The sequence below is a fragment of the Sinimarinibacterium flocculans genome (assembly GCF_003201205.1).
In the GTDB taxonomy this organism is placed as follows: Bacteria; Pseudomonadota; Gammaproteobacteria; order Nevskiales; family Nevskiaceae; genus Solimonas; species Solimonas flocculans.
The window spans coordinates 49,702-63,361 of the sequence record NZ_QICN01000014.1; the positions used below are offsets into that span (position 1 = coordinate 49,702).

Genomic DNA, 13,660 nt, shown 5'->3' on the forward strand with positions numbered 1-13,660 from the left:
TCGAGGTAGGCAGTACATGAATGTCACGGTCTTTGGTTCGGGTTACGTCGGTCTGGTCACGGCCGCCTGTCTGGCGGATGCCGGCAACCATGTGGTCTGCATCGACGTCGATCCCGAGCGGGTCCGGGTGTTGCAGGAGGGTCACTGTCCGTTCTACGAGCCCGGCGTCGACGAACTGCTGGTGCGCAACGCCCGCGCCGGCCGGCTGCGCTTCTCGACGGACGCCGCGCTGGGCGTCGCGCACGGCGAGCTGATCTTCATCGCGGTCGGCACGCCGCCGCAGGAAGACGGTTCGGCAGACCTGCAATACGTGCTGCAGGTGGCACGTTCGGTCGGCGAGCACATGAGCGACTATCGCGTGATCTGCACCAAGTCGACCGTGCCGGTCGGCACCGGCCGCAAGGTCCGTGCGGCGCTGGCCGAGGTGCTGGCCGCCCGCGGCGCGCGGATCGACTTCGATGTCGTGTCGAACCCCGAATTCCTCAAGGAAGGCGCCGCCGTCGCCGACTGCATGCGGCCGGATCGCATCATCGTCGGTACCGACAGCCCGCGCGCGCTGGAGCTGATGCGCACGCTGTATGCGCCGTTCAACCGCAACCACGACCGCCTGATGGCGATGGACATCGAATCGGCGGAACTGACCAAGTACGCGGCCAACGCCATGCTGGCGACGCGCATCAGCTTCATGAACGAGCTGGCGCTGCTGGCGGAGAAGGTCGGTGCCGACATCGAATCCGTACGCCGCGGCATCGGTTCCGACCCGCGCATCGGCTTCCACTTCCTGTACGCCGGCTGCGGCTACGGCGGCTCCTGCTTTCCCAAGGACGTCAAGGCACTGCAGCGCAGCGGCGACGAGGTCGGGCTGCCGCTGGGCGTGCTGTCGGCGGTCGAGGCAGCGAACGAGCGGCAGAAGCAGTTGCTGTTCGCGCGCATCGATGCGCATCTGGGCGGCGTTGCCGGCAAGACCATCGCGCTCTGGGGGCTGGCGTTCAAGCCGAACACCGACGACATGCGCGAGGCGCCGAGCCGCACGCTGATGGAGGCGATCTGGGCGGCCGGCGGCACCGTGCGTGCCTACGACCCCATCGCGATGGACGCGACGCGGCGGCTCTACGGCGAGCGTGCGGACCTGGTGCTGGTCGACAGCGCCGAGGCCGCCTGCGACGGCGCCGACGCACTGGCGCTGGTCACCGAGTGGAAGCAGTTCCGCAGTCCCGACTTCGACCTGATCAAGACGCGGATGCGCCATCCGGCGATCTTCGACGGCCGCAATCTCTACGATCCCGCACAGATGGTGCGCCTCGGCTTCCACTACCAGGCGATCGGCCGCCGGGCGGCCTGAGCGCACGATCCGTCCGGCGTGTCCGGCTCGGTACGCCGGGGGCTGCGCGTCCCCGGGGTCGGGCCGGCACCCGTGGCATAATCCGCGCCTTGCTTCAATCCCAAGCCCGTTTCCGGAGCCCGTCCCGTGCTGGATTTGTTCATCAGCCCCGCCTATGCCCAGGCGGCGGCGCAGCAGCCCAATGCCCTCATGCAGTTCCTGCCGCTGATCCTGCTGGTGGTGCTGTTCTACTTCATGCTCATCCGCCCGCAGATGAAGCGCAATCGCGAGCATCGCGACATGCTCGGCAAGCTGGTCAAGGGCGACGAGATCGTGACCAGCGGCGGCATCGCCGGCAAGATCGCCGACATCGGCGAAGCCTATCTGTCGGTTGAAGTGGCCGACAACGTCCTCATCAAGATCCAGAAGGCCTCGGTCGCCAGCGTGCTGCCGAAAGGCACGCTCAAGACGCTCTGATTCTCCCGGCGGGCTCCGGCCTCGCCGGACGCCCGCCCGTGTCGGCCCGTCGAGCCGGCGCGGATCGCACCGCCGCCTATGAAACCGTTCCCGCTCTGGAAGTACCTCGTTCTCGCCGCCTCCGTCGTCGTCGGCATGCTGTTCGCCGCGCCGAACCTGTTCGGCGACGATCCCTCCGTGCAGATCTCGACCGCCGCCGGCGAACTGCCGCCGCCGACCTTCGGCGAGCAGGTGGGGAAAGTCCTCGGCTCGGCCGGCATCGAGCCGCTGAGCAACGGCCCCGAGGAGGGGCGCTGGATCGTGCGGCTCGACGACGAGACGGCACAGCTCGCCGCCGCGGACGCCTTGCGGCGTGATCTGGGGCGCGACTACGTCGTCGCGCTGAATCTCGCTCCGAAGACGCCGCAGTGGCTGCGCGATCTCGGCGCGCAGCCGATGAATCTCGGCCTGGACCTGCGCGGCGGCGTGCACTTCCTGCTCGAGGTCGACGTCGACGACGTGCGCACCCGCGCGGTCGAGCGCATCGTCGACGAAGTCCCGGCCTTGCTGCGCAAGGAAGGCATCCGCTACAGCGGCCGTCGCCAGGCCGGCGATGCCGGTGTGCTCGAGTTCGCAGACGCCGAGCGCCTGGAGGCCGCGCGTCGCGCGATCGCCGGCGAGTTCCCGGAGTACAGCCTCGAAGTGCCGCCGCAGGCGCCGCTGACGCTGCAGATCCGGCTGTCCGAAGAGGAAGCCAAGCGCATCGTCGACTTCGCGGTGCAGCAGAATCTGACGACGCTGCGCAACCGCGTGAATCAGCTCGGCGTCGCCGAGCCGCTGGTGCAGCGCCAGGGGGCGGACCGCATCGTCGTGCAGCTGCCCGGCGTGCAGGACACGACGCGCGTCAAGGACCTGCTCGGTGCCACCGCGACCCTCGAATACCGCGCCGTCGCCGAAGACGACCCGTACACCGCCGCCAGCAGCGGCATCGTTCCGGTCGGCACGCAGCTGTTCTACACCCGCGACGGCAATCGTCCGGTGCTGCTCAAGCGTGAGGTCATCGCTGGCGGCGTGAACCTCATCGACGCCGCGGCGACGGTCGACGAGAACGGCGGCCCGGCTGTCAGCGTGACGCTCGACGGCGTCGGCGCCAAGCGCATGTTCGCGTTCACCGAGAAGAACGTCGGCAAGCCGATGGCGGTGCTGTTCAAGGAGCGCGAGGTCATCACCAACTACAACGCCAAGGGCGAGCCGATCCGCGAGCAGCGGCAGATCGAGGAGGTGATCTCGGTCGCGTCCGTGCGCGGCGTTTTCGGCAAGCGCTTCCAGACGACGGGCCTGACCAGCAAGGAAGCCCATGATCTGGCGCTGCTGCTCAAGGCCGGCGCGCTCGCGGCGCCGGTGGTCATCGTCGAGGAGCGCACCATCGGTCCGAGCATGGGCGCGGACAACATCGAGCGCGGCCAGCTTGCGGCGCTGATCGGCTTTCTCGCCGTGGTCGTCTTCATGGCGGTGTACTACCGGCTGTTCGGCCTGGTGGCGAACGCGGCACTGCTGCTCAACCTGATCCTGCTGGTGGCGGCGATGTCGCTGATCCAGGCGACGCTGACGATGCCGGGCATTGCCGGCATCGTGCTGACGCTGGGCATGGCGGTCGACGCCAACGTGCTGATCTACGAGCGTATCCGCGAGGAGCTGGCGCGCGGCAGTGCGCCGCTGGCCGCGGTGGACGCCGGTTACGACCGCGCCTTCCTGACGATCGCCGACTCGCAGATCACGACGCTGATCGCCGCGGTCGTGCTGTTCGCGCTCGGCTCCGGGCCGGTCAAGGGCTTCGCGGTCACGCTGACGATCGGCATCGCGACCTCGATGTTCACCGCGATCATCGGCACGCGCGCCATCATCCACCTGATCTATCGCGGCAAGAGCCGCCTGCGCGACCTGCCGGTCTGACGGAAGCGACGATGCGTATTCTTTCCCGCGTACCCAATATCGACTTCATGCGGCTGCGTGTGCCGGCCGTCGGCCTGTCGGCGCTGCTGACCGTGCTCGCGGTGCTGCTCATCGCATTTCGCGGCCTGAGCCTGGGCATCGACTTCACCGGCGGCGTACTGGTCGAGGTGAGCTATCCGCAGTCGGCGCCGCTCGAAGAAGTGCGCGAGGCGCTGGCGCGTGCCGACTTCGAAGGCGCGTCGGTGCAGTACTTCGGCACCTCGCAGGATGTGCTGATCCGCCTGCCGCCGACCGCGGACAACGACTCCGCGGCGATCAGCACCGCGGTGCTCGACGCGCTCGGCACGATGGAGCCGGCGCCGGAGCTTCGCCGGGTCGAGTTCGTCGGCTCGGCGGTCGGCGACGAGCTGGCCGTCGACGGCGGCCTCGCGGCGCTGTTCGCGATCATCGGCATCCTGATCTACGTCGCCTTCCGTTTCGAGTGGAAGTTCGCGCTCGGCGCGATCGTCGCCACCGTGCACGATGCCCTGTTCGTGCTCGGCTGGTTCGCGCTGCTGGGTATCGAGTTCGACCTGCCGACGCTGGCCGCGGTGCTCGCGGTGATCGGTTACTCGCTCAACGACACCATCGTCATCTACGACCGCATCCGCGAGAACTTCCTCGACCTGCGCAAGGCAAGTCCGAGCGAAGTCATCAACGTGTCGGTCAACCAGACTCTGGCGCGCACTATCGTGACCGGCGGCACCACGCTGTTCGTGCTGGTCGCGCTGTTCTATCTGGCCGGCAGTGCCGTACACAACTTCGCGATCGCGCTGATCGTCGGCGTGCTCGTCGGCACCTACTCATCGATCTTCGTCGGCAGTGCGATGGTGCTGTGGCTGGGCGTCACGCGCGAGGATCTGCTGCCGCCGGCCGAGACCGAAGTCGACGACATGCCCTGAGGCGCCGTGGCCCGCGAGCGAGGGTTCGCGGGCCGTCGACGGCCGACGGGAACGGGCGCCGCAGGCTCAGGCGCCGCGGCGCTCCTCGAAGACCGGTCGGACCTGCGCAGGGCGCTGGTACCAGCGGCGCGTGCCGGCCGCGGCGAGCCGCTCGATGAAGGCCTCGGCCTTCTGGTCGTCGCGCAGCGAGAAGGCATCGAACCCGCAGCGCAGCAGCTCGGCCGCCTGGTCGACGACTACGGCGGCACCGGTGGCGCGAATCTCGCCCGCGAACCCGTAGCGCTCGCGCAGCAGCCGCGCCTGGCTGTAGGCCCGGCCATCGCCGAAGGCCGGAAAGCTCAGGCACAGCAGATCGCGATCGGCGATCGCCGGCCACGACTCGGCCAGATCGGCGGTGTTCGGCAGCAGGATGCCGACCTTCGGCGCGAGCGCCGACAGGGTTTCGCGTTCGGCCAGCCAGCGCGCCAGCGTGACCACGGCACGACCGGAGACGGGCAGGGTGTCGTCGTCGCCGAGCAGCACGACATCGTCGTCGTCGATGCGCCCGTTGCGGATCAGCGCGCCCATCAGGCGGTCTCCTCGGCGTACAGCCGTTCCTTGAACGGCGCCATGCCGACGCGCCGGTAGCACTGCAGGAAGGTCTCTTCCTCGTCGCGCCGCTGCTCGAGGTAGACGTCGACGATGCTGCGCACCGCGCCGGCGATCTCCTCGCGGCTGAACGACGGGCCGGTGCGATCGCCGAGGCTGGCGTCGTCTTCGGCGCTGCCGCCCAGGGTGACCTGGTACCACTCCTCGCCCTTCTTGTCGACGCCGAGGATGCCAATGTGGCCGACCGTGTGGTGGCCGCAACCGTTCATGCAGCCGGACATCTTCAGCTTGATCTCGCCGATGTCGTGGAGATGGTCCAGTGAATCGAACAAGTCGTTGATATCGGCGGCGACCCCGATCGAGCCGGCGTTCGCCAGCGAGCAGAAGTCCAGGCCCGGGCAGCAGATCATGTCGGTCAGCAGGCCGATGTTCGGCGTCGCCAGGCCGGCTCCGCGCAGCGCTTCCCAGACGGCGTGGACATCCTGCTGGCGCACGTCGGCGAGCACGAGGTTCTGATCGTGCGTCGCGCGCACCTCGCCGAAGCTGTAGCGCTCGGCGAGGTCGGCCACCAGGTCCATCTGCGCCGAGGTCATGTCGCCGGGCGCAACGCCCTGCGGCTTGAGCGAGACGAACACGACCTTGTAGCCGGCTGCGCGGTGTTCGCGCACGTTGCGCTTCACGAACGACGCGAAGGCACTGTCATTGGCCACGGCTCTGTCGAAGCTGACATCGGCGGCTGCGGAAGGCTCGTACGGGTGCTCGGTGAAATGCGCACGCATGCGCGCGAGATCGTCCGCCGTGAGGCGGAACGCCGCATGGTCGAGCTGCGCCCACTCGGCTTCGACGAGCTGCGCGAACCTGGCTGGCGTCTGCTCCTTGACCAGCACCTTGATGCGTGCGCGGTGGATGTTGTCGCGGCGGCCGAGGCGGTTGTAGACGCGCAGCACGGCTTCCAGATACGACAGCAGATCGGCTTCCGGCAGGAACTCGCGAATCCTGTGGCCGATCATCGGCATGCGGCCGAGACCGCCGCCGACGTAGATGCTGTAGCCGAGCTCGCCGTCGGCGTTGCGCACGATGTGCACGCCGATGTCGTGGACCCGGGTCGCCGCACGGTCGGTCGTCGACGACGAGAACGCGATCTTGAACTTGCGCGGCAGCCAGTTGAACTCCGGGTGGAAGGTCGCCCACTGGCGCGTGATCTCGCAGTACGGCCGCGGGTCGATCAGCTCGTCGCGCGCGACACCGGCGAGATGATCGGCGGTGATGTTGCGGATGCAGTTGCCCGAGGTCTGGATCGCGTGCATCTCGACGCTGGCCAGATCAGCGAGGATGTCCGGCACCCGCTCGAGCTGCGGCCAGTTGAACTGGATGTTCTGGCGCGTCGTGAAATGCCCGTAGTCCTTGTCGTAGGTGCGGGCGATGTGCGCGAGCATGCGCAGCTGCTTCGCCGACAGCAGGCCGTAGGGAATCGAGATGCGCAGCATCGGCGCGAAGCGCTGGATGTACAGCCCGTTGCGCAGGCGCAGCGCGCGGAACTCCTCGTCCGGCAGTTCGCCGGCAAGAAAGCGCTGCGTCTGGTCGCGGAACTGGGCGACGCGCTGGTCGACGAGTTCCTGATCGTATCGGTCGTATCGGTACATGCTGGCTGGCTTCGGGGCTGGGCGCTGCTGCCGCGCTCGTCGCAGGGGCGCGCAGGTTAACAGGATGCCCCTGCCGGCCGAAGCCAGTCGCGCAACTAAGGTCAGAACGATGGGTTATGACGCCGCGGCGTGCGTCGCGGCCCGGCCGCGCCCCTGGCCGCGGTTCATGAACTGCCGCAGACCGTCGACCAGCGGCGCGCGCCAGTGCGCGGCATGCCGTGCGCAGTCGGCGAGCGAGCACGGCCAGCCGGTCGGGCCGGGCAGGCGCAGCATCGTGGCGTCGACACCGGCGGCGCGCAGGCGCGTCGCGTAGGCCTCGGTCTCGTCGCGCATCGGGTCGTCATCGGCACTGACCAGCAGCGTCCGCGGCAGGTCCTGCTGGCGTCGCGCCAGCGCCGGCACGGCATACGGATGGTCGGCGTCGCAGGGGTTGCGCAGGTACTGCGCCCAGCCGTCGGCCCACTTGCAGCCGAAGGCGCCGGCCTTGCGGTGGCGCAGCGACGCGGTACCGACGCAAGGGTCGAGCATCGGTGCCAGCAGGATCGAGCCGGCCAGCGCCGGCTCGCCGCGGTCGCGCGCCATCAGCGCGGCGGCGGCGGCGATCGTGCCGCCGGCTTCCTCGCCGGCGACGAACAGCGGTGCGCGGCGACTGCGGCCGAGTCGCGCCCGTTCGCGATCGATCCAGGCCAGCGCCGCGTAGGCGGCTTCGGGTGCTGCCGGAAACGGTTGTGCCGGCGCCAGCGGATACTGCAGCGAGACGACCCGCGCGCCGGCGGCGAGCAGCGACGCGACCAGCGGCGAGGGCAGCGTCGCACAGCCGCAGGTGAAGGCCCCGCCGTGCAGGTGCAGCGCGATCGGACCGGTGCGTCCGGCGGTGCCCGATTCGTGGACACGAAGCGCCACCGCGCCGATCTGCGGCACCTCGATCTGCAGGTCGGTGGGGGCGCCGTCCGCTACGGTATTCATTACCGGCAGTCTAGAACGAGGGCGATGGCGGCGGCAGCACGCTCAGAGGTCGCGGGTGATGAACAGCGAGCCCCAGAGCAGTTCGCGGTCGCCGCGGCCGTCGCGCAGTTCGGAGGTCTGGTAGCGCATCACCCACGACACGCGCACGCGCTCGGCAACCTGCGCGGTCGCGCCGAGCCAGGCCTCGGCGACCAGCTCGCGCAGGTCGTCGCGTTCGTAGGACACCTCGCTGTCGCGGAACTGGCCCTGCAGGAAGACGTTGTAGATCGGCGCCTTGAGCTTGGCGCCGGCCCAGACGAACAGCTCGCGCCGGCCGCCGGTGCTGCCGACGACGGGCACCGGCTCGGAGATGTAGTTGACGCGCTCGGGCGGGAAGCTCCACCACGGGGTGTTCAGCCGGCCCCAGCGCACCGAAACCGCCGCGCTGGCTTCGGTGGTGTAACCGAGGCTGCCGCCGAGCGTCGTCTTCAGGTCGTAGTCGCCCCAGCCGCCGCCACGGTGCGTGGCCGCCAGATCCTGACGCGAGACGGTGTAGCGCAGGGTCGGTTCCCCGCCGTCGGAGATCTGGTAGTCCCAGCCGCGGGGCCTGGCGGCGCCGATCAGGCCGTGGAAGCCGTCCTGGAACTGCGGCAGCAGGTTCAGACCGAGCACGCCGAGCGAGATGCTGGTCTGGTAGACCGCATCGTGCGCGCCGCGCAGGTAGGTGCGGCCGTTGGCCCAGTAGACCAGGCTGGCGTAGGGGCGGTCGCCGGCGACGGGCTCGGCGATGTGCACGTCCGCCGGCGTGAACGCGATGGCACCGATTTGCGCGCTGTGCAGGCGATAGCGCTCGCTGCCGCCGGACACGCCGAACCAGTCGTCGACGAGGCCCAGCAGCGGATCGGCGCTGATGCGGCCGTCGCGGGCGCGACGTCCGGCCAGCGTCACGGCGAAGCCGCCGGTGTAGTCCTCGTCGCGCTCGGCGACCGACAGGGCGTCGTTGTCGATGTAGACGATCGAGCCGGTGGCCCAGGCCTCACCACCGTCGGCGTCGATGGCGGCCGGCGTCATCGTCGGCAGGGTCGCCAGCAGCAGGGCGATGGCGGTGACGGAGCGGGTCTGGCGGTACATGTCGGTCTCCCGGTCGCGGAGCGATTCGATGGCGACCAAGATAGAACCGGCGACAAGTCCAATAAAGATGATGAAAACTGTTTCTTAATTTCCAGAAAAGAAATAATATGCATTGAAGTCATCCGGGGATCGGTCGTGGACCAGCTGCTCGCGATGCGGGTCTTTGCGCGGGTCGTCGAGTCCGGCGGCTTCAGCAAGGCCGCCGACGCCCTGAACATGCCCCGTCCCAGCGTGACCAAGCTGGTGCAAGCGCTGGAGGCGCACCTGCAGGTCCGCCTGCTCAACCGCACGACGCGGCGGGTGGCGCTGACTTCCGACGGCGCCGCCTATTACGAGCGCAGTACGCGCCTGCTCGCGGAACTCGACGAACTCGAGGCCAGCGTCGGCAACGCCCGCGTCAACCCCCGCGGGCGCCTGCGGGTTGACGTCAGTTCGACGCTCGCGGACATGGTCCTGCTGCCGTCGCTGCCGGGCTTTCTCGCGCGCTATCCGGACCTGCAGGTCGAGCTGAGCATCGGCGACCGCATCGTCGATCTGGTCGGCGACAACGTCGACTGCGCGATCCGCGGCGGCGAACTCGAAGACTCGACGCTGGTCGCCCGGCGCATCGCCGAGCTGCCGTGGGTGACCTGCGCCTCGCCGGACTACCTGCGACGTCACGGGACGCCGGCGACGCCGGACGACCTGGCGCGCGGACACTTCGGTATCGGCTACCTTCTGGCGCACAGCGGCCGCGTCGCCACGCTCGACCTCGCGCGCGGCGACGAGCGCCTGACCCTGCGCCTGCCGCATCGCGTGCTGGTGAACGACGCGCAGGCCGCCGTCGTCGCCGCCTGCGCGGGCCTAGGCGTCGTGCAGACCCTGCGTTTCATGGCCCAGCCGCATATCGACGCCGGCAAGCTGCAGCCGATCGTCGAACACTGGTCCGGCAGCCCGCTGCCGTTTCACGTCGTCTATCCTCAGAACCGGCACCTGAGCGCGCGCCTGCGCGTCTTCGTCGACTGGGTCGCCGAACTCTTCGCCCAGCACCCGTACACCCGCCCCGCATGATCGGCTACGACTTCCGCCTGCATACCGAGCGCGCCACGCTGGAGGGATGCGAGTACGTCGAGATCCAGCGCGGGCCCTTTGCCGAGGACTACTGGCGCCCGGGGTCGGTCTACGTGCGTGCGGATGTCTTCGCGCTGTTCGACGGGCCGCTGCGCGGGCGCTGCGGCTACGAGGACATTCATTCGACGATCGACCTCGACCGCGACCAGGGCGCGGAATGCGTGGCGGTCTGGCGCGGCGCCGCGCGCGAGCTCAAGGCCGGCCACACGATGACCGCGGTACGCATGCTGGGCCTGGGCCATGTGCCCCTGCTGGACGGCGAACTGCGGCTGCAGGCGGCCGCGGTCGTCGCCCTGTTGCGGGGGCTCGCCGATTTCGTCGAACTGCAGCTCTCGGCACGCGAGCGCATCGCCATCATCGGCCTGTGAGCGGCGCCGGTCGGCCCGGTTATTGCTGACGATTTCAGCGTCGTGCTGTCTGTCCGGGCCAGCAACGTCGGCGTCCACAGGCGGGCGCCGGAGCGATGCAGGGCTGGCGGCGCGCATTCCCCATCCATTGCGCCAGGGAGCACCGACCATGTTGTTTCGCAAGACTCTGCCGTTCGCGGCGGCTGCCGCCGTCCTTTCGCTTTCCGCTTTCGCCCAGAATTATCCCGGCATGGCCGACCAGATGGCGCCGGGCGGCGAATGGGTGGGCACGCCCAACTATGGGGCGTCGAGCACCGCCGCGGCATCGAAGAAGAAGACCTGCTTCGCCGATTTCGATACCGACGGCGACGGCGGCCTGTCCACCTCCGAGCTCGATCCGAACTCGCAGCTCTACAAGCGCTTCTCGACCCGCGACGCCAACGGCGACGGCAAGCTGACCCGCGACGAGTACGCCTTCATCTGCTGAGCGGCAGACGCACGAAGGCCCGGCGGGTTCGCCGGGCCTTCGTCAGCTGACGGCCGTCAGGCAGTCGCGGGTTCGCCGATGCGCCGGAAGTCCACCTTGTCGCGCACCGCGCAGTCCGGGCAGGCCCAGTCGTCGGGAATCTGCGACCAGCGCGTGCCCGGCGCGAAGCCTTCGTGCGGGCAGCCGAGCGCTTCGTCGTAGACGTAGCCGCAATCCGTGCACTGGTAACGCGCCTCGCCGGATGCGGCGGCCGGCGTCGCCTGCGCGTGGTCGCCGGGAAAGATCTCCGGGCGGCCATCGTCCAGCGGTTCGCGCTGCCAGCGCCGGATCAGCGCGTCCCGCTTCGGCGGATACAGGTTGGCCTGCGTGAGGTCGCCGGCGTAGTGCTTCGCGACCAGCGGGTCCATCTGCCGGAACCACAGCCACGGGATGTAGGCGAGGATCAGCATCGACGCATAGCCGGACGGCAGCTGCGGGCTCTCGTCGAAGTGACGCAGGGCCTGGAAGCGGCGCGTGGGGTTGGCGTGATGATCCGAGTGGCGCTGCAGCTGGTACAGGAACAGGTTGGTGACGATGTGGTTGCTGTTCCATGAGTGCCGCGGCGCGCAGCGCTCGTAGCGGCCGCTGGGAAGCTTCTGGCGCAGCAGGCCGTAGTGCTCGATGTAGTTGATGACTTCGAGCAGCGATGCACCGTAGAACGCCTGCAGGCCGAGGAACAGCAGCGCCGGCCAGCCGAGCCAGACCGTCAGCGCACCGAACAGCAGCACGCTCATGCCCCAGGCCTGCAGGTTCTCGTTGTCGACGCTCCACACGCGCTTGCCGTTGCGAGCCAGGCGCTGCTTCTCGATGTCCCAGGCCGAGCGCAGGCTGCCGCTCATCGTGCGCGGCAGGAAGGCCCAGAAGCTCTCGCCCATCTTCGAGCTGGCCGGATCGTCCGGCGTCGCCACGTTCTTGTGGTGACCCTTGTTGTGCTCGATGAAGAAGTGGCCGTAGGCCACGGGTGCGAGCGTCAGCTTGGCCAGCCAGCGGTCGAGGCTCTCCTTCTTGTGGCCCAGCTCGTGCGCCGTGTTGATGCCGATGCCGTTGATCGCGCCGACGGTGAGCACCAGGCCCGCGTATTCCCAGACCGCGAGATCGCCGGTGACGGCCACCCACGCGCCGAGCACGGTCACGGCGTACTGCGCCGGCAGGTAGGCGTAGACGATGGCGCGGTAGTAGCGATCGTTCTCGAGGTGCGCGACGGCGGACTCCGGAGGGTTGTTGCGGTCCGCGCCCACCAGCCAGTCGAGCAGGGGGATGATGCCGTAGAGCAGGATCACGCCGGACCAGGTGAACGCGCCCCAGCCCAGGGACTGGTGCAGGCCCAGCCCGATCAGCGCCAGCACCGGCACCAGCGGGCTCAGCAGCCACAGATAGCGCTTGCCGTCGGTCCAGGCCGCGGCGTCGAGCGAGTCGAGGGTTTGCGTGCTCATGTCGGTTCTCCAGTTCCCGGATATCGCCTTGCGGGATCTCGCATCCCGGTGACGCCATTGTTCTCCCCCGGGCAGGCGGCTGGCTTGTCATTTATTGACAGAGACTTGTCATTTGTAGACAGTCACCGGCATGCCGGCCTCCGCATCCGTTCGCAGTCCTGCCGTCGGCGCCGTCGAAGTGCCGGCGCGTTACTACGCGCGCGCCGCCGAGGTGCTCGTCCGCCAAGGCGTGGACGTGGCGCGGGTGCTGCGCGCCGCACGCGTCAGTGCCGAGCGCATCGGTCACCCCGACGCGACCATGCGGCTCGATCAGGTCGAGGCCCTGGTCGCCGAAGCCTTCGCGCAGACCGGCCGTGCGGATTACTCGCTCGACGTCGGTCGTGCACTCAAGCTCAGCTCGCACAGCCTGCTCGGCTATGGCATGCTCAGCAGCCCGACGGCGGACTACGCGCTGCGGCTGGCGGCGCGCTTCTTCAAGCTGATCATGCCGACCTTCCGCATGCGCTACCGCGCCGGCGGCGGCCAGGCCGAGATCCTGTTCCAGCCCACGGTCTCGATGAGCGCGCTGTGCCTGCAGTTCCACCTCGAGGTCGTGGCCGCAGCGACCTACTGGGAGCTGCGCGAGCTGCTCGAGAAGCGCGTGCCGCCGTACGAGCTGTCGTTCTCGATCGCCGAACCCGTACACGCGGCGCGCTACGCCGAGCTGGCGGGTGCGCGCGTCCACTTCGGCCGCGAGGCCGCGCCGGGCGTGCGCATGCGCTTCGACACCGACTTCAGCACGGATACCCTCGCGCTGTCCGACCCCACGTCGCTGCGCATGGCGGAGGCGCGCTGCAACACGCTGGTGCGCAAGGCCGTCGCCGGCGGCCGGGTGTCGGACTGGGTGCAGATGATGTTGCGCGAATCCGGCGAAGGCATGCCGACGCTGGTCGAACTCGCGCACACGCTCAACCTGTCGCCGCGTACGCTGGATCGCTACCTCGCCCGCGAAGGTGCGGGCTTCCGCCAGTTGCAGCGCGAGGCCCGGCACCGGCGCGCGTTGGTTCTGCTCGAAGCGGGGGAACTGGGCATCACCGAGATCGCCTACGAACTCGGCTACAGCGACGCGGCGAACTTCACCCGCGCCTTCCGCCGCGAGGCCGGTGTGGCACCCAGCGCATGGCGCCGGTCGCCGCGTCGGCCGGCCGTGACTGCAGCGTCGGAGCCGACGCGTAGCTGAGCCCGGCGACTTGAACGGTCGCGACCACTGCGGTTAGGGTGCCGCGT

13 protein-coding genes are annotated in these 13,660 nt (G+C 69.1%); 8 read left to right on the top strand and 5 right to left on the bottom strand.

What is annotated here, in order from left to right:
- Positions 1-16: 16 nt before the first annotated feature.
- From C8D93_RS18925 to secF, 4 genes are all read left to right on the top strand, one after another.
- Positions 17-1,342: a UDP-glucose dehydrogenase family protein gene (locus C8D93_RS18925; RefSeq protein WP_110266808.1), complete on the top strand. Its 1,326-nt coding sequence runs from the start codon at positions 17-19 to the stop codon at positions 1,340-1,342.
- 189 nt (positions 1,343-1,531) lie between these two features.
- Complete coding sequence (gene yajC / locus C8D93_RS18930) at positions 1,532-1,798, top strand: preprotein translocase subunit YajC (RefSeq protein ID WP_366515949.1); 267 nt, start codon at positions 1,532-1,534, stop codon at positions 1,796-1,798.
- 78 nt (positions 1,799-1,876) lie between these two features.
- Positions 1,877-3,730: a protein translocase subunit SecD gene (gene secD, locus C8D93_RS18935; RefSeq protein ID WP_110266810.1), complete on the top strand. Its 1,854-nt coding sequence runs from the start codon at positions 1,877-1,879 to the stop codon at positions 3,728-3,730.
- An 11-nt stretch (positions 3,731-3,741) separates the two neighbouring features.
- Entirely contained in the window at positions 3,742-4,671 is a 930-nt protein-coding gene (gene secF, locus C8D93_RS18940) for a protein translocase subunit SecF (RefSeq protein ID WP_110266811.1), read from the top strand.
- A gap of 66 nt (positions 4,672-4,737) precedes the next feature.
- Here secF and C8D93_RS18945 read toward each other — a convergent pair whose 3' ends face one another.
- From C8D93_RS18945 to C8D93_RS18960, 4 genes are all read right to left on the bottom strand, one after another.
- Positions 4,738-5,238, bottom strand: a complete 501-nt coding sequence (locus C8D93_RS18945; protein ID WP_110266812.1) for a DUF934 domain-containing protein — start codon at positions 5,236-5,238, stop codon at positions 4,738-4,740.
- Entirely contained in the window at positions 5,238-6,902 is a 1,665-nt protein-coding gene (locus C8D93_RS18950; RefSeq protein WP_110266813.1) for a nitrite/sulfite reductase, read from the bottom strand. The genes C8D93_RS18945 and C8D93_RS18950 overlap by 1 nt, the downstream gene beginning before the upstream one ends.
- Before the next feature lie 114 nt (positions 6,903-7,016).
- The gene (locus C8D93_RS18955; protein ID WP_110266814.1) at positions 7,017-7,868 is read right to left on the bottom strand and encodes an alpha/beta hydrolase fold domain-containing protein; all 852 of its coding nucleotides are present in this window, start codon (positions 7,866-7,868) and stop codon (positions 7,017-7,019) included.
- 42 nt (positions 7,869-7,910) lie between these two features.
- Positions 7,911-8,978 carry a lipid A deacylase LpxR family protein gene (locus C8D93_RS18960; RefSeq protein WP_146216666.1) on the bottom strand — a complete coding sequence of 356 codons (1,068 nt, stop codon included), beginning with the start codon at positions 8,976-8,978 and terminating at the stop codon, positions 7,911-7,913.
- Between the two features lie 135 nt (positions 8,979-9,113).
- On the opposite strand from C8D93_RS18960, the gene C8D93_RS18965 reads away from it, so the two are divergent.
- From C8D93_RS18965 to C8D93_RS18975, 3 genes are all read left to right on the top strand, one after another.
- A complete protein-coding gene (locus C8D93_RS18965) occupies positions 9,114-10,028 on the top strand; it encodes a LysR family transcriptional regulator (protein ID WP_110266816.1) in 915 nt (304 codons plus the stop codon).
- On the top strand, positions 10,025-10,456 hold the full coding sequence (locus C8D93_RS18970; RefSeq protein ID WP_110266817.1) for a hypothetical protein: 432 nt from the start codon (positions 10,025-10,027) through the stop codon (positions 10,454-10,456). The genes C8D93_RS18965 and C8D93_RS18970 overlap by 4 nt, the downstream gene beginning before the upstream one ends.
- Positions 10,457-10,685: 229 nt before the next feature.
- On the top strand, positions 10,686-10,922 hold the full coding sequence (locus C8D93_RS18975) for an EF-hand domain-containing protein (RefSeq protein ID WP_170124122.1): 237 nt from the start codon (positions 10,686-10,688) through the stop codon (positions 10,920-10,922).
- A gap of 56 nt (positions 10,923-10,978) precedes the next feature.
- Here C8D93_RS18975 and C8D93_RS18980 read toward each other — a convergent pair whose 3' ends face one another.
- Positions 10,979-12,394, bottom strand: a complete 1,416-nt coding sequence (locus C8D93_RS18980) for a fatty acid desaturase (RefSeq protein WP_110266818.1) — start codon at positions 12,392-12,394, stop codon at positions 10,979-10,981.
- A gap of 130 nt (positions 12,395-12,524) precedes the next feature.
- On the opposite strand from C8D93_RS18980, the gene C8D93_RS18985 reads away from it, so the two are divergent.
- The gene (locus C8D93_RS18985; protein ID WP_110266819.1) at positions 12,525-13,613 is read left to right on the top strand and encodes an AraC family transcriptional regulator; all 1,089 of its coding nucleotides are present in this window, start codon (positions 12,525-12,527) and stop codon (positions 13,611-13,613) included.
- The last annotated feature ends 47 nt before the right edge of the window (positions 13,614-13,660 follow it).